This is a genomic window from Micromonospora sp. C97 (assembly GCF_018070385.1).
Taxonomy (GTDB): domain Bacteria; phylum Actinomycetota; class Actinomycetes; order Mycobacteriales; family Micromonosporaceae; genus Micromonospora; species Micromonospora parva.
Genome location: NZ_JAGPXU010000002.1, coordinates 484,057 through 503,674 on the forward strand (window position 1 = coordinate 484,057; position 19,618 = coordinate 503,674).

The following is a 19,618-nucleotide window of genomic DNA, read 5'->3' on the forward strand; positions in this document are numbered from 1 at the left end:
TGACGAGTTCGCCGGGACGGTCGTCGTTAAGGTGTCCTCGTGAGTGAGCGAAGCGGAACGGCCGCGTGAGCGTTCAACCTGGTTGGTACGTCGACCCCGCCGACACCGAGACCCGGCGTTACTGGGACGGCGAGGGTTGGCTCGGCGCGCCCATCCCCGTCGACGCGACCCCGCCGGACGGCCCGCCGCCACCCGAGCCACCACCCGCGCCGGTCGGCCCGGCCGAGCCCGCGACGTCGGCAACCCGCGACGCGGCGACCGCCGCGCCGGGCTGGCCGCCGCAGCAGGGCCCACCCCCCGGGTACGGCCCACAGCCGGGGCACGGCCCGGGTTGGGGACCCCAGGCCGGCCCACCCGGTTGGGGACCCCAGGCCGGCCCACCCGGATGGGGACCGCAGGCCGGGCCACCCGGATGGGGACCGCAGGCCGGCCCACCCGGATGGGGACCACAGGCCGGTCATCCTGGCTGGCCCGGACGGCCGCCCGAGCCACGACCGCACGGCCACCGGCTGGCCGGCTACGGCCGTCGGCTCGCCGCCCGGGTGATCGACTTCGGCCTCGTCTTCGCCCTGAACGTGGTCGTCAACGGCTGGTTCGTCTGGCGCTGGGCGCAGGAGTGGGCACCGTACTGGCAGGAGGTCTTCCGGCGCGCGGCGCGCGGCGACACCTCCGCCGAGGGCCTTCCGCTCCCCAGTGAGCAGTCCAACTCCCTCCTGGTGGCGATCCTGCTGATCGCCACCGCGCTCTGGCTGGCGTACGAGGTGCCCGCCATGGCCGCCGGTGGGCAGACCGTCGGCAAGCGGATGATGCGGATCCGGGCGGTGCCGATCGCCGCCGACCAGCCGCTGGGCTTCCGCCGGGCGTTGAGCCGGTGGAGCACGCTGGGCCTGCCGACGCTGCTCTGGTACTGCGCCGGGCTGGGCCTGGTGCTGCAACTGGTCGACGCCCTCTCCCCCCTCTTCGACCACCCGCTGCGCATGGCGCTGCACGACAAGCGCGCGCAGACGGTGGTCGTCGAAGTCCCCAACCGGCCCGATTCCGCCCCCTCGAACGACCGCAACCAGCCCCCGGGAGACACCCCATGACCGACTCCGGACGTCACCAGCCGGCACTGCGGCTGACCCGCGCCGACCTGGACGCGCTGCCCAACTACGTGCCGGGGCGCAGTCCTGCCGACCTGGCCCGCGAGTTGGGCCTGCCGGAGGCCATCAAGCTGGCCAGCAACGAGGTGCCGTACGGCCCGCTGCCCGGCGTGGTGGAGGCGGTCACCGAGGCGATCACCACGTCGCACCGCTACCCGGACATGGGCGTTGTCGCGCTGCGGGACGCATTGGCCGAGCGGTACGGCGTCGACGCCGACCGGATCGCCACCGGCTGCGGCTCGGTGGCGCTCGCCGAGCACCTGGTGCGGGCCACCTGCCTGCCGGGTGACGAGGTGCTCTACTCGTGGCGGTCCTTCGAGGCGTACCCGATCATCGTGGCGACCAGCGGCGCGACCAGCGTGCGGGTGCCCAACGACGCCGGGCACGGGCACGACCTGGCGGCGATGGCCGCGGCGGTGACCGACCGAACCAGGGTGATCTTCGTCTGCAACCCGAACAACCCCACGGGTACGGCGGTGCGCCGGGCCGAGTTGGACCGGTTCCTCAACGGGGTGCCGGACGACGTGCTGGTGGTGATCGACGAGGCGTACCGGGAGTTCGTCACCGACCCGGAGGTGCCGGACGGTCTCGACTACCTGGACCGGCCCAACGTGGCGGTGCTGCGCACCCTGTCGAAGGCGTGGGGGCTCGCCGGGCTGCGAATGGGCTGGCTGGTGGCCCAGCCGGTGGTGGCCGCCGCCATCCGCAAGGTGGCGACCCCGTTCTCCAGCAGCACGGCGGCCCAGGCCGGGGCGCTGGCCGCGCTGACCCAGGCGACGGAGATGGAGCGCCGCTGCGCCCTGGTCGTCGCCGAGCGGGACCGGGTCACCGAGGCGCTGCGCAAGTTCGTGCCCGAGGCGCCGACGAGCCAGGCCAACTTCGTCTGGCTGCCGTTGGGCGAGCGTGCCGTGGCGTTCGGCAAGGCGTGCGAGTCGCGCGGGGTGATCGTGCGGCCGTTCGCCGGGGACGGCGTCCGGGTCACCATCGGCACCCCGGCGGAGAACGACGCATTCCTGGCCGCTGCGGAGACGGCGCTGACCTGAGGACCGACCGGCCATCTGTGACCAATTAATGACGGATGGACGGTTTGTCCGGTTTGCTCCATTTTTTGCCCTATCTTCCGAAGTAGTCGACGCGCCGAGGATCGCGTCGACTCACTTCGAGAACGGGGTAAAACACGTGCGTACTGCCAAGATCTGTCTGGCCGGCGCGGCCGCCGCGGCGATGGTCGGCTTCCTCGCCGCTCCGGCCGCCGCCGCGCCCGACGACACCACCGCCACCACGTTCGAGGTGCTCGCCGGCACCCTCGACATCGTCGCGCCGACCACCGCCGACCTTGGTACTGGTGCCCCCGGTGGCACCATCACCGGGCAGCTCGGCACCGTGACCGTCGACGACTCCCGAGGCGCCGCCGACGCCTCCTGGGTCGCCTCGGTGACCTCGACGGTCTTCCAGACCGGCGGCGGCTCGCCGCCCGAGACGGTCCTGCCGGCCGAGATCGACTACTGGTCCGGCCCGGCGACGGCGACCACCGGTGACGGCACCTTCACCCCCGGGCAGACCACCGCCGGCGACGCCGCACCGCTGGACAGCGTCACCCTGCTCACCGCGTTCACCCACAGCGGCGGCACCGGCGGCAACACCGCCAGCTGGAACCCCACCCTGGTGGTCAACGTCCCGCTGGACAGCATCGCGGGCGTCTACACGGGCACGGTGACACATTCCGTGGCGTAGCCGCCGGGGGCGGTCGACCATCGCGGTCGCGCTCGCCCTGTTCTGCCTCGCCGGTCCGGGTCTGTCGACCCGGGCCGGCGCGGTCGAACCGGATGCGGGTTCGGACGACGGCACCATCGGGATCCGGTTGCTGGAAGCCCCGACCGAGCGCCGCGCCGACCCCCGGGCGCTGCGTTACATCGTCGACCACCTACCGCCGGGGACCACCATCAAGCGGCAACTGCTGATCGTCAACCGCACCGACCAGACCCGTCGGGTCGACGTGTACCCGGCGGCCGCGACAGTGGAGGGTGCGGCGTTCCGCTTCGGCGAGGGCCGCGCCGAGAACGAGCTGACCTCCTGGGTCACCCTCGACGAGCGCTCCGTCCAGCTGGGACCGCGGGGCGAGACCCGGGTCCGCGCGACCGTCACGGTGCCGCCGGCTGCCTCCCGGGGCGAGCGGTACGGGGTGATCTGGGCGTCCACCACCTCGCCTCCCCGAGCCGGCGGCGAGATCAGTCAGGTCCACCGGGTCGGCGTCCGGATGTACCTCGACGTCGGGCCCGGCGGCGAACCCGCCTCCGACTTCTCGATCGGCGAGGTGCGCCCGGCCCGCAGCCCCGCCGGCGAACCGTCGTTGACCGTCCAGGTCACCAACACCGGAGGCCGTGCCATCGACCTGACCGGCGCGGTCGCCCTGACCGACGGCCCGGCGGGCAGCCGGGCCGGCCCGTTTCCGGTCGGGCAGGGCGTCACGCTGGCGCCGGGCGCGTCCGGGCAGGTCATCGCCCGGTTCCCGGCCGCGCTGCCGAACGGCCCCTGGAAGGCGGAGGTGAACCTGGAGAGCGGTCTGGTGAAGCGCGGCGTCACCGCGCAGATCACCTTCCCCGACCCCGGTCAGGTCGGAAAGCAGGGCAGCGTCGTCTCCCGGATCGTTTCCGGGTGGACGGTGGCGGCGGCCGGCGCGGGGCTGCTGCTGGTTGTCGGCCTCGCAGTGCTGGTCCGCCGCTCGCGCCGGTCCGGTCGGCCACCCACCAGCCAGCCGAGGGAGCGCGTCCCGGCCGGTCGTTGACCCCGCACCACAACCCGCCCTTCGCCGAAACCCGCCCCTCGCCGAGGCCGTCAGCCCGGCCGCCGCCGGCCAGGCCCGTCAGCCCGGCCGGTCAACTCGGTCGGCGGCGGCGGGCGGCGAACCAACCGATGACGATCAGGGCCGCGCCCAGCACGGCGAGCGGCAGCGCCGACCCGCCCGATCCGGTGACCGGCAACTCGCCGTGACTGGGCGAGGGTTGCGGTGGTGCCGTCGGCGTGGACGTGGGTGGCGGCTGCGGGGTCGGCGACGCCGGCAGGATCTCGAAGGTGACGCCGGTACCTCCGGACGGCTCGGGCCGCGCGACGCTGAACCCGGGTACCGAGGCGGGTTCCGCGGCCAGCACCGGCGACACCGCCAGCGTCAGGCTCGCGACGGCGGCGAGCGCGCCGCCCACGAGGTAGTTGGCTGCTGTCCTGGCCATGCGCCGACCCCTTCCACCGGAAATCCGAACCGTGAAAAACATACCCTTTTCGGACAAAGAGGTAGAACGGTTCACGATTCCGCGGTCGAAGACGCCACCATCAGGTGGCGGCCAGGATCACCGCCTCGCCGGTGTAGTAGTAACGCCGGTCGTCGCCGGCGGGGTCGACCGGCTTACGGAGCCGCTCGACCGCGACGAACCCGTCCTCGGCCGTCACCGCACCGGGCGCCCAGCCGGTGCCGTCCGAGCCGACGTTGAGCACGAAGCGCGACAACTGCCTACCGGTCACCGGGTCCACAGTCACCAACTCGTTCGCCTCGGTCAGCAGGTGCACCCGGCCCGGCTGCGCGGCCAACACCCGGGCCACCCCCAGGCCCGCGGACCGCCACAGCTCGCTGCCCGTACGCGCCGATCGACCCACCACCACCCCGTCGAGTACGGCGACCGACTGCTCACCGACCAGCACCGCACCGGCCGGGTCCAGCGCGGGGGCGGCGACCGGCCGGCCGGCGTCCACCAGCCAACCCCGACCACCCTCGTCACCCGGCCCTGCGGTCCGCAGCCCCAGACAGTCCGACCAGCCGGTACGGCACCCGAGCGGCGTCACCACCAACGCGTCCGGGCCGTTCGGCGGTCGCCAACGCTCCCGTACCGCGCCCGTCGCCGCGTCCCGGAACTCGACAGTCGCCGCCCCGGCGCAGGTGTCCAGACCGATCAGCTGCCCGGCGGCGGTGGTGCCGACGTCGCTGCGGCAACTGCCGGGCAGCTCGACCCGCCACAGCTCCCGACCGCCGCTCAGCTCGACCCCGCGCGCCTGGGCGTCCCCGGTCACCACCAGCACGGTCCGCCCGTCGGGGAGGTCGGTGAGCTGGAGCCCCGGCGCATCCCAGACGGTCGCCGCCCCGGTACGCCGCACCAGCGCCGCGCTCTCGGCGGGCTCCGGGCCGTCGGCTCGCCAGAGCACCCCGCCGGTGCGGGCGTCGAGTGCGACGAGTTGCCCGTCGGACCAGCGGCTGACCACCGTGCTGCCGCTGGCCACCACCCCGCTCAGCTCTGCCGGCCACCGCCGGTACGACCAGTAGGGGCTGGTCCGGTATCGCCCGTCGACCGGTCGGTCGGCGTAGACCTGGCGGTGTGCGGCGTACACCCGCAGCCTCCCGTCGACGATCAACGGGGCGACCGGCAACCGACCGATCACTCCGGCAGCCGGTCGGGCCGGGGCCGGGTAGTCGCCCCGCGCCACGGTGCTCACCTCTGCCGGCGCGAGGACCCGGTGGACGATGACCGCGACCGCCGCCGTCGCGAGCAGCGCCGCGACCGCGATCACGAGCCGTCGCCGGCCTCTCGGGAACCTCATGCCGCACCTCCGCCCGGCACCCTACCCAGCGGAGGCGGCCGGACCCCGGTCAGGTCGTGGCGGGGCTGCTGGTTGGCGTTCAGGCGGCTTCGACAGTGCCGGTGGCACCGGCCGCGACGGCCAGATCGGCGAGATCACGCCAGAGTGCCGCCTCCACCGCCCGGGCGGCCAGGCCGCCGAGCAGCAGCGCCACCACCCGACCGTATGGAGCGGTCGGCACCGCCTCCTGGGTGACGGTGATCGCTGTGCAGCCCCGGCTGCGGCGACGGACCGGCCGCAGGCCCCAGGTGATGCGATAGTCGGCGCCGGCGCCGGAGGAGCAGAGCACCAGTCGCTGCGGGGCGAGCGCCTCCACCACCAGGAACTCCTCGGTGAGCGTGCCGCCGCCCGGCTGGACGCGCTCCTCACGCCAGGAGGTGCCCGGACCGAACGGGCCGGGGGTGAGCACCTCGATCGGGCCGGCGGCGGTCAGCCGCGCGGCGCGGCCGGACAGGTCGGTCAGCAGACGCCAGACGTCGACAGTGTCGGCCTCGATGATCCCGGTAATCGCCACCGTCGACATGCCACCCTCCCGTGTCCCCGACGGTACGCGGAGTGAGGGCCGGACGGGGCCCCCGGGACGGAATTTCCACCTCCCGGGGGCGATGCTGTCCGATTGGGCGGTCGCTTCGGCACCGGTCGTCGTCGACCGGTGCCGAAGAGCCGGTCAGCGCTCGAAGCGACCGGCCCGAATCGCGCCGATGAACGCTGTCCACCCCGGCGGGCTGACCGCGAGTGTGGGGCCGGCCTGATCCTTGGAGTCGCGGACCCCGACCAGACCATGGACATCGACCAGGTTGTCCGCCACTTCCACGCAGAGCCCCTGGTCGTTTGAGCGGCTACTGGTACGCCAGACCGCGCCCGCAAGATCGTGCATCGTCGTTACCTCCGTGTGCGTCGGGATGCCCACCGCTGGCGGCCGGGTGGAGCCCGGCTCGGATTGCGCGGTGTGGCAACGGAATCCGGACGATCAACGGGTCAACAAGGGCCGGTGATCGCACAGCCGGTGCGATCACGGGTCCCGTGCACGAGACGGATGGCGGGTGCCCGCTCAGCGGGCCGGACGAACCGTGCCGGATACCTCACCGAGGGCGATGGTGGTGCCGTCCGGGCCGGGGGCGGTGGCCGTGATGGTCACCGTGTCACCGTCGTCGAGGAAGGTGCGGCTCTCGCCGCCCACAGTGACCGGCTCGGCCCCACCCCAGGTCAGTTCCAGGAAGGACCCGACCTGTCCCCGCTCGGGCCCGGAGACGGTGCCGGAGGCGTACAGGTCACCGGTGCGCAGCGAAGCCCCGTTGACGGTGAGGTGCGCCAACTGCTGTGCGGGGGTCCAGTACATGGTGGCGAACGGTGGCTCGCTGACCCGCTCGCCGTTCCACTCGACAGCCAGTCGGAGGTCCAGGCCCAGGTGCGGCACGTCCCGCAGGTAGTCGACGACCGGCGGGTCCTGGTCGGGAGCGGGCACGAAGGCGTCGCCGAGCGCGTCCAACGGCGTCACCCAGGCCGAGACCGAGGTGGCGAACGACTTGCCGAGGAACGGGCCGAGGGGTTGGTACTCCCAGGCCTGGATGTCCCGGGCGGACCAGTCGTTGACCAGCACCACCCCGAAGATGTGCTCGGCGAAGTCGTCCACGGAAACCCGATCGCCCAACGCGCTGGGTACGCCCACCACGAAGCCGACCTCGGCCTCGATGTCGAGGCGTACCGACGGGCCGGTGACCGGGCCGTCGGCGGAGGCCCGCTGCCCGGTCGGCCGGGTCACCGGCGTGCCGGAGACGACAACGGTGCCGGCCCGACCGTGGTAGCCGATCGGCAGGTGCTTCCAGTTCGGCAGCAGCGGCGGCTGGCCGGGGCGGAAGATCTGCCCGACGTTCGCGGCGTGGTGCTCGGAGGAGTAGAAGTCGACGTAGTCGGCCACCTCGATGGGGAGCAGCAGCTCCACGTCGTCGAGGGGCACCAGCAGCGGCTCCACGGCGGCCCGGTGCGCCGGGTCGGTCAGCAGCTCGGTGATCCGCTGGCGTACCGCCGTCCACTGCGGACGTCCGAGCGCCATGAAGTCGTTGAGCACGGGCCGGCACAGCGCGCCGGCGGCCAGCACCAGCTCGGCGGCCTCCGCAGCGGCGAGGTCGAGGACCCAGGACCCGATCCGTACGCCGATCCGCGCCGGACCGCCGTTCTGTCGGAACACCCCGTACGGCAGGTTCGTCACCCCGTACGGCGAACCGTCGGCGCCGGTCACCCAGGTCATGCGTCGTAGCCCCCGTTCACCAGCCCCAGCCGGATCAGATCGGTCAGTGGTTCCAGGATGCTGCACGAGCCGAAGCCCACCCACAGCGGGCGGGGCGCGTCCAGCCGTGCCGTCGCGCGCTCCACCAGGGGCCGCGGGTCGACAACGGTCAACAGCTCGGCGACCGAGCGCACCCCGTCACCGTCGGCGGCGGCCAGTGTCGCGGCCAGCACGTTGGCGTAGCCGTGGTGGGTGAACCCGGTCTCCGGGTCCAGGTGCCGGATCGCCTGGTGCAGGCCGGCGGTGAGCTTGAACGGCAGGTCCCGGTCCCGGCAGGCGCAGATCACCGTGGCCAGCTCGGTCGGCGTCGGGAAGAGTTCGGCGGCCAGGCCACCGGTGCGGAACTTGGCCGCGACGGGCACCCCGTCGGCCCGCGCGGCGACGAGCGCGTCCAGCGCACCCATCAGACCGAAGGTCAGCGGCAGTTCGGCGTAAATGGCTTCCACACCGGCCAGCTCGCCGGTCAGCCGCAGCAGCTCGGCGATGCCGGGCAGGGGGTCCTCGCCGCGCTTGGCGACCGCCACCTCGACCTGACGCGCGGTGACGCCGTCCGGGGCGAGGAACGACAGCGCGAACGGCAGGTTCCCGATCCCGGTGTCACCGATGACGCCGACCACCAGGCCCTCGCCCGGGTCGACGAGCCCGCTCAGCTCGCCGGCCGCCACCGTCGAGGCGGGGACCAGCAGCGGTCCGACCAGGTCGGCGTACCAGGCGGCGCGGTGCTGGCGGTGGGCGGCCAGGGCGTCGGGCAGCGTGGCGCTGCCCGGAGGGAAGACGGCGGCGTCGTCCACCAGGCCGGTCAGGAGTGCGGGCACCTGCGTTGACACGGAACAAGAATGTACGGGACGCTACGAGGAACGGACAACAGCGTCCGATTATCGGACGCCTTCGGCCGGTGGACGGAACCCCTCGGGAGGCGAGATGCCGTATTACCGCAGCGTCGGCGAGGTGCCGCGCAAGCGCCACACCCAGTTCCGGCAGCCCGACGGCAGCCTCTACGCCGAGGAGCTGATGGGCCAGGAGGGCTTCTCCTCCGACTCGTCGCTGCTCTACCACCGGCACGCGCCCACCGCGATCCTGGCCGCCGACGAGTTCACCCCGCCCACGTTCACCCGGGCACCGAACCTGCCGCTCAAACCCCGCCACCTGCGCACCCACAAACTGGACACCGGCGGCTCCGACCCCATCCTCGGCCGGCAGTACCTGCTCGCCAACGACGACGTCCGGATCGGGTACGTCCTCGCCGACCGGCCCTCACCGCTGTTCCGCGACGCCACCGGCGACCACTGCCTCTACGTCGAGGCCGGCACGCTGCGGGTCGAGTCCCCGTTCGGGGTGCTGGACGCGGTCGCCGGCGACTACGTCGTCATCCCCACCTCGACCATCCACCGGCTGGTGCCCACCGGCGACCAGCCCGTCCGGCTGCTCGCCGTCGAGGCGTCCGGGCACATCGGCCCGCCCAAGCGCTACCTCTCCGTACGCGGCCAGTTCCTGGAGCACTCGCCGTACTGCGAGCGGGACGTCCGGGGCCCCGACGCCCCGCTGCTCGTCGACGGCGAAGAGGTCGAGGTGCTCGTCCGGCACCGGCGCGGTTGGACCCGCTACGTCTACGCCAACCACCCGTTCGACGTGGTCGGCTGGGACGGGCACCTCTACCCGTGGGCGTTCTCCATCCACGACTTCGAGCCGATCACCGGCCGCATCCACCAGCCCCCACCGGTGCACCAGACCTTCCAGGGGCCCAACTTCGTCATCTGCTCGTTCGTGCCCCGCAAGGTCGACTACCACCCACAGTCGATCCCGGTGCCGTACAACCACCACAACGTCGACTCCGACGAGATGCTCTTCTACACCGGGGGCAACTACGAGGCACGGCGCGGCTCCGGCATCGAGCAGGGCTCGATCTCGCTGCACCCGTCCGGTTTCACCCACGGCCCCCAGCCGGGTGCCGCCGAGCGTTCCATCGGCGCGGACTACTTCGACGAGTTGGCCGTCATGGTCGACACCTTCCGCCCGCTGGATCTCTGCGACGCCGCCAGCGCCTGTGAGGACGAGGGGTACGCCTGGACGTGGGCGCGTCGCGCCTAGCGGACGGCGGTTCGGGTGAAGACGGCGAACTCGGCAACCGCGGTGACGGCGATGGCCAGCACCAGGGGCCACGGTGAGCCGACCATGGCGTACACCAGCAGCAGCAGCGGCGCGGCGGCCACGGCGTAGATCGCCAGGGCCATCGTGCGGTCCGCGCGCAGCAGAGCGGGCAGGACGCTCCGGGTCAGCCCCGGCAGCCGGGCACCGAGCTGCCAGACGACGATGCCCCCGGTGAGCGCGGCGAGCACCGCCAGGATGCGGGAGAACCCGTCGCCCGCCGACGCCGCGAACGCGACAAGCACCGCCGCGACCAGCGACCAGCCCGCGCCGTAGAGCACCAGGCGGTGCAGCCCGTACGCGAGGGTCCGTGGCGAGTCGATCCGGCTCGGGCTGACCGTCACCGCCTCGGCGATGTGCGCCAACGCCTCCGACCAGCGGCGCTGCTCCAGCCGCATGACCCCCACGTCGTGGCCGGCCTCGGCGATCCGCGGGTCGAGCCGCAGCGCCTCCCGGTAGGCCCGCTCCGCCAGGTCGAACAGGTTCAACCGGGCGGCGACCAGGCTGAGCACCAGGTGCGCCTGCGGCTCCTGCGGGGCCAGCTCGACACCACGCCAGGCCGCGTTCAGCGCCGGCTGACCGTTGCGGGCGCCGGCCAGGATCGCCGCCGCGCTCCGCTGGGCGTACGCGTCGGTCGGGCCGAGGGCGAGGATCCGGTCGGCCGTGGCCGCCGCCTCCGCGTAGCGCTCCAGATCGGCCAGCGCCATCCCCCTGGCGACCAGTGGTGGCACCGCCTCCGCCGCGACGGCCACTGCCGTGTCGGCGGCGGTGAGCGCCTCGGCCGGGCGGTCGGCGGCCAGGTGCACCCGGGCCAGCATGGTGAGCGCGTCCACGTCATCCGGCTGGAGGGCCAAACCGTAGGCCAACTCCCCCGCCGCCTCGTCGTAGCGGCCGAGCTCGGCGAGGAGTTGAGCCCGCTGGACGTAGCCGTCGGCGGCGGACTGGTCGGGGGCGGGGTCGCTGGACATCGCGGCGAGCCTAGGCGGCCGGAGCGTCGTACACCAGGGCCACCGCGATCCCGGCCAGCCCTTCCTCACGACCGGCGAAGCCGAGCCCGTCGGTGGTCGCCGCCGAGACGGTGACCGGGGCGCCGACCGCGGCGGAGAGGACCTCCTGCGCCTCCGCGCGGCGCCGGCCGATCTTGGGACGGTTGCCGATGACCTGCACCGACACGTTGCCGATCTCCAGGCCGACGGCCCGCACCCGGCGGGCCGTCTCGGTCAGCAGCGCCACCCCGGACGCGCCGGCCCACTCCGGCTGGTCAACCCCGAAGGCGGAACCGAGATCACCGAGACCGGCGGCGGAGAGCAGCGCGTTGCAGGCGGCGTGCGCGACCACGTCGGCGTCCGAGTGCCCGGCGAGGCCGTCCTGGTCGGGCCAGAGCAGCCCGGCCACCCAGCACGGCCGGCCCGGCTCGAACGCGTGCACGTCGGTCCCGATGGCCACCCGAGGAACGATCATGATCAGAGGGTACGCGTCAACCGGTCGTGGCAAGCAGATGCTCCGCCAGGGCCAGGTCGAACGGTCGGGTGATTTTCACTGCGTACTCCGAGCCGGGCACGCAGCTCACCTCGACACCCTGCTTCTCGACCAGCCCGGCGTCGTCGGTGAGGGAGTCACCGGCAGCGGCGTGCGCGGCGCTGAGCACGGCCCGGCGGAAACCCTGCGGGGTCTGCACCGCCCGCAGGGCGGACCTGTCGACGGTGCCGAGCACCACCTCGCCGGCGCCGACCTCCTTGATGGTGTCGACGACCGGCAGGACCGGGATCACCGCGTCACGCCCGCTCCGGACCGCCGCCGCGACGGATTCGACAAGCTCGGGCGGGGTGAGCGCCCTGGCGGCATCGTGCACCAGGACGATCGTCGGGCCGGCCGGCACGGCGGCCAGCGCGGCGGCGACCGACGCCTGCCGTTCCGCCCCTCCGGGCACCACGATCACCGGCGCGACCGGGGCCAACAGCTCGCGGACGCCCTGCACCTCGGCGGTCGGCGCGGCCACCACGATGGTGTGCACGGAGGGCGCGGCAGCCAGTCGACGTACGGCGTGCACCAACAGCGGCTCACCGGCGAGCAGGCGCAGCGCCTTGGGTCGGCCGGGACCGAGCCGTACGCCGGCACCCGCCGCGGGCACGAGGACCGCGACGTCACCGCGCGGATTGAGCTGCGCGGTCACGTCGCGGTCCTCGGTGGTTTCTTCACTACGAAGTGGGTACGACGATGCTGTGCGGACTAGGCCTCGGTGAGAACCTTGTCGAGCAGCGTCTCCGCCTCATCCTTGGTGCTCTTCTCAGCCAGCGCGACCTCGCCGACGAGAATGTCGCGGGCCTTGGCGAGCATCCGCTTCTCGCCCGCAGAGAGGCCCCGCTCCCGCTCCCGGCGCCACAGGTCACGCACGACCTCGGCGACCTTCAGCGGGTTGCCGGAAGCCAGCTTTTCCAGATTGGCCTTGTAACGCCGCGACCAGTTGGTCGGCTCCTCGGTGTGCGGAGCCCGCAGAACGTCGAAGACCTTCCCGAGGCCCTCTTCGCCGACCACCTCACGGACGCCCACGATCTCGGCGTTCTCGGCCGGCACCCGGACCGTCAGGTCACCCTGCGCGACCCTCAGGACGAGGTATTGCTTAGGCTCGCCCTTGATGACCCGAGTCTCGATTGCCTCGATGAGTGCGGCCCCGTGGTGGGGGTAAACAACGGTCTCGCCGACACTGAAAACCATAGGTTCGAAACCCCTTTCGCTGTGTCTAGGGTAACACGCTCAGGCACCGATGTCTCACCGATGTCCTGACCGTTGGCGCAGCTCAGGGGCCCTGTGAGAGGTCTTGCTTCAGCTTGACAGGCGGTCAAACCGATGGTTCGAACACGCTCCGTAACGCGCAAATGACTGCCCGGTACGGGTGAACAGAACGTCGAGATCAAGGGCTATGCGCTCCTCCCATGGTAGCCCGGCCAGCCGGACCGCGCCCAGATGTAGCGGGAGGAGCCCCCGGTGCGCGACCCTGGAGACCGAGCCGCACTCAGCTCTCGAGACGCTTCCAGGAGGTCCGATGGGCAAGCCGGACGCAGAAGGTAACGGGCCAGCCGACGGCCTGCCCGGCCTGCCTCCCGAATGGGGCCGGGTGGTGGTCCCCGACGACGCCTCCGCGCTGGCCGCCGAGGCGGCCCAGGTCCGCCGTGAGCTCCGTCGGGCCAGCGGCCTCCCCGGCGGTCACCGGGCTCTGGGGCTGCCGCTGCTGGTCCTGCTGGTGGCGGTCGTCACCACGCTGGCCGGCCTGCTGGTGGTCACCTGGCCCCGGGCCAACCGCGGCACCGAGCGCCCGAGCCCGACCCCCTACTCACCACCGGCCAGCCTGACCGGGCAGGCGCTGCCCGCACTGGACCTGGTCGACGCCCAGGACGCACCAGTGCCACTGCGCGGCCTGCTACCCGCCATGATCATCCTGTTGGACGGCTGCCCCTGCCCGGACCGGGTCAGCGAGGCCCTGGCAGCAGCACCCGCCGACGTCTCCGTGGTCACCGTCACCGCAGGGCGCAGCGCCCCGGCCGGGCCGACCACCCAGCGGCAGGCGCACGTCCTGGCCGACCCGGCCGGCGGGCTGCGCTCGTTCCTGGGTCAACCGGCCCGGCCCGGCACCGCCACCGCCCTGCTTGTCGACAGGGCCGGCACAGTGACCCGGGTCCTGCCCGACCTGGGCACCGTCGAGTCCTACCGGAGCGACCTGAGCGCCCTCGCCGCCTGAGCGCCGGATCTAGCGGGGCAGCGCGACAAGCTGCACCTCGATGTCTATGGGCCGGTCGACGGCCGACAGCGACACCAGGAACGACCCGTTTTCGGGCAGCACCTCGGCAGTGGCGATCGTGCCGTCGCAGTCGATGCGCGACTCGCCGGCGATCCTGGCCCCGGCGCTCGTCACGACCATCGTGCCGAGCCGGGTGCACCGGTACTGGAGCAGGTAGCGGTCGGCGCCGTTGCCGGCCTGCCGGGTCACTTCCTGACCAGGAGCCAGTTCCCGCTCCTCCCGCCAGATCGTCTCGTGGAACTGTGGCAGTTCACCAGCAGGGGAGAGCACTGCGGGGCCGCCCTCGGTCTCGGTGGGCGAGCCCGTTGCCGGGTCGAGCACCGCCCACGCGCCGTTCCGCCCCCGGGTAATCTCGCCGCTGTCCGGGTCCAGCCGCACCGTCACCCGCTCGTCGGGCTCCGCCCCCGCCATGGCCCGCTCCAACGGGGTGCTGACGCTCTGCTCGGCCCTCGGCGCCGCCGAGGGAGGGGCAGCCGCCCCGGCCGTCGACGACGGTTCGGCAGCGTGCCACCACCAGCCACCGACGACCAGGACGGCCGCCGCGGCGCCGAACAGCACCACCGAACGCAGCCGATCGTCCAAGGTCGCATCCACGGCACGAGCGTACCGGTCGGAGGTTCAGTCCTGTCGATCGAGAAGGGCGGCGTACAGGGTGAGGCCGGGGCCGAAGGCCAGCATGACGATGCGCCGGGCCGCCGGTGTCGCCCGGCCCAACCGGTCCAGGATCAGCAGCACCGTCGGCGACGAGCAGTTGCCGTGCTCGTCGAGCGTCGCCCGGGACGCCGCCAGCCCCAGCGGGGGCAGCGCCAGCTCCCGCTCGACCACGTTGAGGATCCGCGGCCCGCCCGGGTGCACCGCCCAACCGTCCACCTCGGAGCTGGTGACGCCGTGCCGGGCCAACAGCTCGTCGACGAGCCCACGGACGTGCCTGGACAGCACCTGCGGCACCTTCGGCGACAGCCCCATCCGGAACCCCGCGTCGGTGACGTCCCAGGTCATGTGATCGGCGGTCGAGGTGTCGGTGACGGCGGTGACCTCGCGCACCGCGTACCCCGGGCCGCCCGGCACGACCACGGCGGCGACCGCGGCGTCCGAGAAGAGCGCGTGGGAGACGATCTGCTGGGTGTCCACCCGGGCGCTGGACGGCTGGATGTGCAGGCTGGTCAGCTCCGCGCAGAGCAGCAGCGCCGGACGCCCCCGGGCGGTGACGAAGTCACTCGCCGCGCCGAGACCCGGCAGTGCCGCGTAACAACCCATGTGGCCGATGACCATCCGCTGGGTGTCCGCGGCCATGCCCAGGTCCCGGGCGAGCAGGATGTCCAGCCCCGGAGTGGCGTACCCGGTGCAGGAGCAGACGATGAACAGCCCGATGTCGCCGGCACTCAACCCGGCGGCTGTCAACGCTCGGCCCACCGCCTCCTTGCCCAACGGCAGCGCCTCCACCTGGTAGCGGCGCATCCGGCGCTCGGTCGGCCAGTCCGAAACGTCCTCCAGCAGCGGGTTCACCGCAGCCTGCCGCCGGGTCACCCCGGAGTTGGCGAAAATTCGCTGCGCCAACGACCGGGTGGTGCCGGAGAAGTGCCGGGAGAAGAAACCCTCCCACAACTCGTCCTGCGAAGCGGACGGCGGCTGCGCTGTCCCGAGCCCCGCGATCACTGGTACGGACACGATCCCCACCTCTCGTCAGATGCTGTCCTCCCCCTGGCCGTCCCACCAGCCACCCCGGCTGGTCGTTCTCCCGTACGAGCCCGGTGGCGCGGGCTCACCAACGTGGTGCCGATCCGTCACGATCCGGGTCGCCACCCAGTGCGGCGATGCCGAGCCAGTCGGCGCAGACATCCGACGTGGCCGGGTGCAGTGACCCGCAGCGGGCATCGCGGTAGAGCCGCTCCAGCGGATGACCACGGCGGGTCGCCGAGGTGCCCGCCGCCTCCAACACCGACGCCGCCACCTCGGCGGCTGTGGTGCCGGCCAGCAGCTTCGCCCGCCACACCCACCGGTTGGTCTCCTCGTCACCGGGCGCCTCGTCCACCCGGCGGGCCGCCTCCGCCACCACCAGCTGCGCGGCGGCCGTCGCCGCGTCCGCCCGACCCAGCCGGGCCCGCACCGCCGGCAGACCGGCCAGATTGCGGGCGTTGAGGTGCTCGGCCGCCGCGTCGATCGCCGCGCGGGCCACCCCCACGTAGACCGCCGCGTAGCTGGCCACCAGCCAGTGCGGCATCAGTTGGGCGACCACCAGCGCCAGCCCTTCCACCCCACCGAGCAGCCGGTCGGCGGGCACGCTGACGTCCAGGTGCAGGTCGTGGGAGGAGGTGGCGCGCATGCCGAGCGAATCCCAGGTCGGCTCCACTGTCAGCCCGTCACCGGCCGGCACCAGGAACTGGGACACCACCGACTGGTCGGCAGCGCTGCGTGCCGCCACCAGGTAGCCGTCCGCGTGCCCGGCACCGGAGCAGAAGGTCTTGCTGCCCTTGAGCTGCCAGCCCCCGTCGATCGGCGTGTACGAGGTGCTCAGCTGGGACAACCGCGCGCCCGCGCCCCGCTCGCTCATCGCGACCGCGTACCAGGAGCCCTGCGCCGCCGCGCTGAGCAGCCGGTCGCGGGCGGCCAGCGCCTCGTCCGGTACGCCCAGCGCCTCGGCCAACTCCTCGGTGACCGCACCGAGCGCACCGGTCACCGAGGCGTGCATGTTGAACACCAGGGCGGTCGCACCGTTGCCCCGGGCAAGCTCAGTGGCCACCGCGGCGTACTCGGCGAAGGTGGCGCCCAGCCCGCCGAGCGCCCGGGGCACCATCAGCCCGAACAGGCCAGCCTCGCGCAGGTCGGCGAAGTCGTCCACAGGGAAGGAACCGTCCCGGTCGTGCTCGGCCGCGCGTGCGGCGAACCGTGGTGCCAACCGGCGAGCTGCCTCAAGCGCGTGCACCGTCATCTCGTCCCCTCCTTGGCGTTCCATACCCCCGCCACGGCCTGACTATCCTTTGCGGACCCCCCGGCCCTGGTAGAGCACGGCGGTGGAGCGGGTCGGCACGATGCGCGGCGCCCGGCCGGCGGGCACCGCACCGGGCGTTCCGGCCGCGCGGGCGCGGCGCAGCAGCCAGGCGAGCACCCCGCCGACCTGCGGCCGGATGCCGCGCAGCCGCAGGTCGACACCGTGTCGGGCGCACTCGGCGACCAGCGCTCGGGCGTCCACGAACAACCGAGGATCGTGAATGCCGCGCGGAACCGTCGGCAGCCGCTCGGCGATCCGGACCGCGACGAGCCGGGCCAGCGCCGTGTCGTTCAGGGTGTCCAGCACCAGCACGCCACCCGGGCGCAACAGCCGGCACGCCTCGGCCACCGCCCGCGGCCAGTCCGGCACGTGCTCCAGCAACTCGCCGGCGGAGACCACGTCGGCGCAGCCGTCGGGCAGCGGAACGGCAGTGGCGTCACCGTGGATCACGCTGACCCCGTGCTCGGCCGCCTGGACGAGGGCCGAGCGGGTCAGATCCACCCCGACGTGGCGGTAGCCCCTGCCGGCCAGGTGCGGCGCGAGCAGGCCGGCACCGCAACCCAGATCGACGAGCACCGCGCCCGCACGGGTGGCCGGCGGCACCAGCGCCGCACGCGCCTCCGCCAACCAGTGCAGCATCGCGAACGCGCCGTCGGGCCGCCACCACTCACCGGCCAGATCGTCGTACTGACGCGGATCGTTTCGCGGCAGCACCCTCGGCCCGGTGGACGCCCCGGCCGCAGCCACGTCTCGCATGGAACCGAGCGTGGCACGACTGCTCGGTAACGACCAGACTTCCCTTATGTCGTCGAGGGTGTTAGGGCTGGTCAGAGCGAGCCATCCGGAACCGGCCGCGGCGGTGACCACGGTGGCCGGTCTGCTGGCGTGGGGAGTGGGCCACCGGCCGGCCGGAATCGTCTCGGTGGTGCTCGCCGTGCTGGCGAGCCAGCTCGCTGTCGGCTGGACCAACGACGCGCTGGACGCCGAGCGGGACGCCACTGTGGGGCGTACCGACAAGCCGGTCGCCAGTGGCGCGGTCGGTCGGCGCGTCACGGCCTGGGCCGCCGTGGTGGCTGCGGTGGCCTGCCCTCTGCTGGCGCTGACCACGAACCCGGCGGCGGCGTTCTGGCTGACCCTCGCCCTGGTCTCCGCCCTGCTCTACGACTGGCCGCTCAAGGCCACCGCGTTCTCGGTGCTGCCCTACGCCGTGTCGTTCGGCGCGCTGCCCGCCTTCGTGGTGCTGGCACTGCCCGGTCAGCCGGCCCCGCCCGTCTGGCTGGTGGCGGCGGCGGCCTGTCTGGGCGCCGGCGCGCACTTCGCCAACGTGCTGCCCGACCTGGCCGACGACGCCCGCACCGGCGTGCGCGGCCTGCCCCACCGGTTGGGCGCCGCCGGCAGCCGGGCGGCCGCGGCGGGTCTCCTGCTCGCGGCGACCGCGGCCCTGGTCCTCGGGCCACCCGGGCCGCCGTCGGCGATCGGCTGGGCGGCGGTCGGCACGGCCGCCGTGGTGCCGCCGCTGAGCTGGTACGCCGGACGCTCGGCGAGCCGGGCCGGTCAGCGGCCGGTGGCGGCCTTCCGGGCGGTCATGCTGGTGGCCCTCATCGACGTGGTTCTGCTGGTGGCGAGCGGTCGGGTGGTCTGAACGCCACCCGGCCAGGTGGCATTGCCGGGTCCGCGTGCGGGCCTCGATCAGCCCCAACTACCCTGGAGCGCGGTCTGCGCGGGTATGGCCACCGTGCCCGGCGTACGGCCCGGGTGGGGATTGTGACGAGGAGGACCGACGTGACGCGCTCGATCAGGGGATCCCGGCGGGCGGCCCTGTTGCTGTCCGGGATTGCGGCGGCCAGCCTGCTGGCTTCGGGATGCGGCGCCGGTCAGATCGCCGAGACCGCGTTGAAGGAGCCGTCGGTCCAGGGCGTCAACCTCACGACCGACAACGGTTCCTTCTCGGTGCGGGGCCTGCTGGTGGACTACCCGGGCACCGAGGGTTACCGGGCCGGGCAGGACGCCGGCCTCGGCGCCGTGATCTACAACGACTCCAAGGAGACGGTGACGGTCACCGTCACCACCGAGAGCGCCCGCGAGGTGGTGATCAGCGGCGGCTCGGCGAGCCCGTCGCCATCCGCCTCGGAGTCCGCCTCGGAGAGCCCGTCGCCGTCCGGTTCGGCCAGCCCGTCGAACTCCACCTCGGGTTCGCCGAGCCCGTCGGCGACGCCGTCCGAGACCGGGTCGTCCTCGGCCACCCCGTCCGCCCCGGAGTCGGCGCGGGCGTCCGGTTCGGCCAGCCCGGCCGCTCCGGGCCAGCCGGCCCGGATCGAGCTGGCGCCGTTGAGCTACATCCAGTTCAACTCCGAGGCCACCTCGCAGCTCCGGCTGATCGGCCTGACCGAGGCGCTGCGCTCCGGTCAGAACGTCGTGGTGACCTTCGACTTCGGCAACGGCAACACGGTCACCGGCCAGGCGCCGGTCGCGGTGCCGCTCACCCCGGCGGCCCCTCCGTCGCCGATCATCGAGCGCGAGGGCGGCTACGAGGGCGACGAGGGCGGCACGACCCACGAGTGACCCGTAGCGCACATCGACGAACGCCCCGGCGTGGTGACCACCACGCCGGGGTGTTTTCGTCGTACGCGGGGGCT

General features: G+C 73.2%; 22 protein-coding genes. 8 read left to right on the forward strand and 14 right to left on the reverse strand.

Translation table 11 applies throughout. From position 1 onward, the window contains the following. The first annotated feature begins 65 nt into the window (after positions 1-65). The 4 genes from KBX26_RS05445 (at position 66) to KBX26_RS05460 (ending at position 3,927) form a co-directional block, all read left to right on the forward strand. Entirely contained in the window at positions 66-1,085 is a 1,020-nt protein-coding gene (locus KBX26_RS05445) for an RDD family protein (RefSeq protein WP_210864850.1), read from the forward strand. After that, complete coding sequence (gene hisC / locus KBX26_RS05450) at positions 1,082-2,185, forward strand: histidinol-phosphate transaminase (RefSeq protein WP_030327877.1); 1,104 nt, start codon at positions 1,082-1,084, stop codon at positions 2,183-2,185. Before KBX26_RS05445 ends, hisC begins: the two co-directional genes overlap by 4 nt. Before the next feature lie 136 nt (positions 2,186-2,321). Then, the gene (locus KBX26_RS05455) at positions 2,322-2,876 is read left to right on the forward strand and encodes a hypothetical protein (RefSeq protein WP_245233491.1); all 555 of its coding nucleotides are present in this window, start codon (positions 2,322-2,324) and stop codon (positions 2,874-2,876) included. A gap of 127 nt (positions 2,877-3,003) precedes the next feature. Further along, complete coding sequence (locus KBX26_RS05460) at positions 3,004-3,927, forward strand: hypothetical protein (protein ID WP_210857933.1); 924 nt, start codon at positions 3,004-3,006, stop codon at positions 3,925-3,927. Positions 3,928-4,018: 91 nt separating this feature from the next. Here KBX26_RS05460 and KBX26_RS05465 read toward each other — a convergent pair whose 3' ends face one another. The 6 genes from KBX26_RS05465 to KBX26_RS05490 form a co-directional block, all read right to left on the reverse strand. After that, positions 4,019-4,369, reverse strand: a complete 351-nt coding sequence (locus KBX26_RS05465; RefSeq protein ID WP_247680201.1) for an LPXTG cell wall anchor domain-containing protein — start codon at positions 4,367-4,369, stop codon at positions 4,019-4,021. A 100-nt stretch (positions 4,370-4,469) separates the two neighbouring features. Beyond that, a complete protein-coding gene (locus tag KBX26_RS05470) occupies positions 4,470-5,726 on the reverse strand; it encodes a PQQ-binding-like beta-propeller repeat protein (protein WP_210864852.1) in 1,257 nt (418 codons plus the stop codon). 79 nt (positions 5,727-5,805) lie between these two features. After that, complete coding sequence (locus tag KBX26_RS05475) at positions 5,806-6,288, reverse strand: SRPBCC family protein (RefSeq protein WP_030327887.1); 483 nt, start codon at positions 6,286-6,288, stop codon at positions 5,806-5,808. 144 nt (positions 6,289-6,432) lie between these two features. Further along, positions 6,433-6,642: a DUF397 domain-containing protein gene (locus KBX26_RS05480; RefSeq protein ID WP_030327888.1), complete on the reverse strand. Its 210-nt coding sequence runs from the start codon at positions 6,640-6,642 to the stop codon at positions 6,433-6,435. Positions 6,643-6,816: 174 nt separating this feature from the next. After that, positions 6,817-8,013 carry a fumarylacetoacetase gene (gene fahA / locus KBX26_RS05485; protein WP_030327890.1) on the reverse strand — a complete coding sequence of 399 codons (1,197 nt, stop codon included), beginning with the start codon at positions 8,011-8,013 and terminating at the stop codon, positions 6,817-6,819. After that, a complete protein-coding gene (locus KBX26_RS05490) occupies positions 8,010-8,879 on the reverse strand; it encodes a hypothetical protein (RefSeq protein WP_210864853.1) in 870 nt (289 codons plus the stop codon). Before KBX26_RS05490 ends, fahA begins: the two co-directional genes overlap by 4 nt. A 94-nt stretch (positions 8,880-8,973) precedes the next feature. Here KBX26_RS05490 and KBX26_RS05495 point away from each other — a divergent pair, with 94 nt between their 5' ends. After that, complete coding sequence (locus KBX26_RS05495) at positions 8,974-10,140, forward strand: homogentisate 1,2-dioxygenase (protein ID WP_210864854.1); 1,167 nt, start codon at positions 8,974-8,976, stop codon at positions 10,138-10,140. Here KBX26_RS05495 and KBX26_RS05500 read toward each other — a convergent pair. The 4 genes from KBX26_RS05500 to KBX26_RS05515 are packed head-to-tail and all read right to left on the reverse strand — an operon-like array spanning position 10,137 to position 12,912. Continuing rightward, on the reverse strand, positions 10,137-11,165 hold the full coding sequence (locus tag KBX26_RS05500; RefSeq protein ID WP_210864855.1) for a lipopolysaccharide assembly protein LapB: 1,029 nt from the start codon (positions 11,163-11,165) through the stop codon (positions 10,137-10,139). The two genes, KBX26_RS05495 and KBX26_RS05500, sit on opposite strands and share 4 nt — an antisense overlap. Before the next feature lie 10 nt (positions 11,166-11,175). Continuing rightward, entirely contained in the window at positions 11,176-11,661 is a 486-nt protein-coding gene (gene ispF, locus KBX26_RS05505; RefSeq protein WP_030327898.1) for a 2-C-methyl-D-erythritol 2,4-cyclodiphosphate synthase, read from the reverse strand. 13 nt (positions 11,662-11,674) lie between these two features. Further along, positions 11,675-12,370, reverse strand: a complete 696-nt coding sequence (ispD, locus tag KBX26_RS05510) for a 2-C-methyl-D-erythritol 4-phosphate cytidylyltransferase (RefSeq protein WP_210864856.1) — start codon at positions 12,368-12,370, stop codon at positions 11,675-11,677. A 56-nt stretch (positions 12,371-12,426) separates the two neighbouring features. Next, the gene (locus KBX26_RS05515; RefSeq protein WP_007073334.1) at positions 12,427-12,912 is read right to left on the reverse strand and encodes a CarD family transcriptional regulator; all 486 of its coding nucleotides are present in this window, start codon (positions 12,910-12,912) and stop codon (positions 12,427-12,429) included. Between the two features lie 328 nt (positions 12,913-13,240). Here KBX26_RS05515 and KBX26_RS05520 point away from each other — a divergent pair, with 328 nt between their 5' ends. Next, a complete protein-coding gene (locus tag KBX26_RS05520) occupies positions 13,241-13,933 on the forward strand; it encodes a hypothetical protein (RefSeq protein ID WP_210864857.1) in 693 nt (230 codons plus the stop codon). A 9-nt stretch (positions 13,934-13,942) separates the two neighbouring features. On the opposite strand, the gene KBX26_RS05525 is transcribed toward KBX26_RS05520, so the two are convergent. The 4 genes from KBX26_RS05525 to KBX26_RS05540 all read right to left on the reverse strand — a co-directional run bounded on the left by KBX26_RS05525 (position 13,943) and on the right by KBX26_RS05540 (position 17,738). Next, positions 13,943-14,587, reverse strand: coding sequence for a hypothetical protein (locus KBX26_RS05525; RefSeq protein ID WP_210864858.1), 645 nt, complete (start codon positions 14,585-14,587; stop codon positions 13,943-13,945). 24 nt (positions 14,588-14,611) lie between these two features. Further along, on the reverse strand, positions 14,612-15,661 hold the full coding sequence (locus tag KBX26_RS05530; RefSeq protein ID WP_030327908.1) for a type III polyketide synthase: 1,050 nt from the start codon (positions 15,659-15,661) through the stop codon (positions 14,612-14,614). A gap of 94 nt (positions 15,662-15,755) precedes the next feature. After that, positions 15,756-16,922: an acyl-CoA dehydrogenase family protein gene (locus KBX26_RS05535; protein ID WP_210864859.1), complete on the reverse strand. Its 1,167-nt coding sequence runs from the start codon at positions 16,920-16,922 to the stop codon at positions 15,756-15,758. A gap of 42 nt (positions 16,923-16,964) precedes the next feature. Next, positions 16,965-17,738: a methyltransferase domain-containing protein gene (locus KBX26_RS05540; protein ID WP_210864860.1), complete on the reverse strand. Its 774-nt coding sequence runs from the start codon at positions 17,736-17,738 to the stop codon at positions 16,965-16,967. A gap of 46 nt (positions 17,739-17,784) precedes the next feature. On the opposite strand from KBX26_RS05540, the gene KBX26_RS05545 reads away from it, so the two are divergent. Together KBX26_RS05545 and KBX26_RS05550 are read left to right on the forward strand one after the other, a co-directional pair. Further along, complete coding sequence (locus KBX26_RS05545) at positions 17,785-18,624, forward strand: UbiA family prenyltransferase (RefSeq protein ID WP_374224214.1); 840 nt, start codon at positions 17,785-17,787, stop codon at positions 18,622-18,624. A gap of 140 nt (positions 18,625-18,764) precedes the next feature. Beyond that, positions 18,765-19,544: a hypothetical protein gene (locus KBX26_RS05550; RefSeq protein ID WP_030327917.1), complete on the forward strand. Its 780-nt coding sequence runs from the start codon at positions 18,765-18,767 to the stop codon at positions 19,542-19,544. Positions 19,545-19,618: the final 74 nt, after the last annotated feature.

Bases quoted from the DNA above. Each gene is read 5' to 3' on its own strand.
- hisC (WP_030327877.1), top strand. From the start codon at position 1,082: ATGACCGACTCCGGACGTCACCAGCCGGCACTGCGGCTGACCCGCGCC.
- KBX26_RS05465 (WP_247680201.1), bottom strand. From the start codon at position 4,369: ATGGCCAGGACAGCAGCCAACTACCTCGTGGGCGGCGCGCTCGCCGCC.
- KBX26_RS05470 (WP_210864852.1), bottom strand. From the start codon at position 5,726: ATGAGGTTCCCGAGAGGCCGGCGACGGCTCGTGATCGCGGTCGCGGCG.
- KBX26_RS05475 (WP_030327887.1), bottom strand. From the start codon at position 6,288: ATGTCGACGGTGGCGATTACCGGGATCATCGAGGCCGACACTGTCGAC.
- KBX26_RS05480 (WP_030327888.1), bottom strand. From the start codon at position 6,642: ATGCACGATCTTGCGGGCGCGGTCTGGCGTACCAGTAGCCGCTCAAAC.
- fahA (WP_030327890.1), bottom strand. From the start codon at position 8,013: ATGACCTGGGTGACCGGCGCCGACGGTTCGCCGTACGGGGTGACGAAC.
- KBX26_RS05495 (WP_210864854.1), top strand. From the start codon at position 8,974: ATGCCGTATTACCGCAGCGTCGGCGAGGTGCCGCGCAAGCGCCACACC.
- KBX26_RS05500 (WP_210864855.1), bottom strand. From the start codon at position 11,165: ATGTCCAGCGACCCCGCCCCCGACCAGTCCGCCGCCGACGGCTACGTC.
- KBX26_RS05515 (WP_007073334.1), bottom strand. From the start codon at position 12,912: ATGGTTTTCAGTGTCGGCGAGACCGTTGTTTACCCCCACCACGGGGCC.
- KBX26_RS05520 (WP_210864857.1), top strand. From the start codon at position 13,241: ATGGGCAAGCCGGACGCAGAAGGTAACGGGCCAGCCGACGGCCTGCCC.
- KBX26_RS05535 (WP_210864859.1), bottom strand. From the start codon at position 16,922: ATGACGGTGCACGCGCTTGAGGCAGCTCGCCGGTTGGCACCACGGTTC.
- KBX26_RS05540 (WP_210864860.1), bottom strand. From the start codon at position 17,738: ATGCGAGACGTGGCTGCGGCCGGGGCGTCCACCGGGCCGAGGGTGCTG.
- KBX26_RS05545 (WP_374224214.1), top strand. From the start codon at position 17,785: ATGTCGTCGAGGGTGTTAGGGCTGGTCAGAGCGAGCCATCCGGAACCG.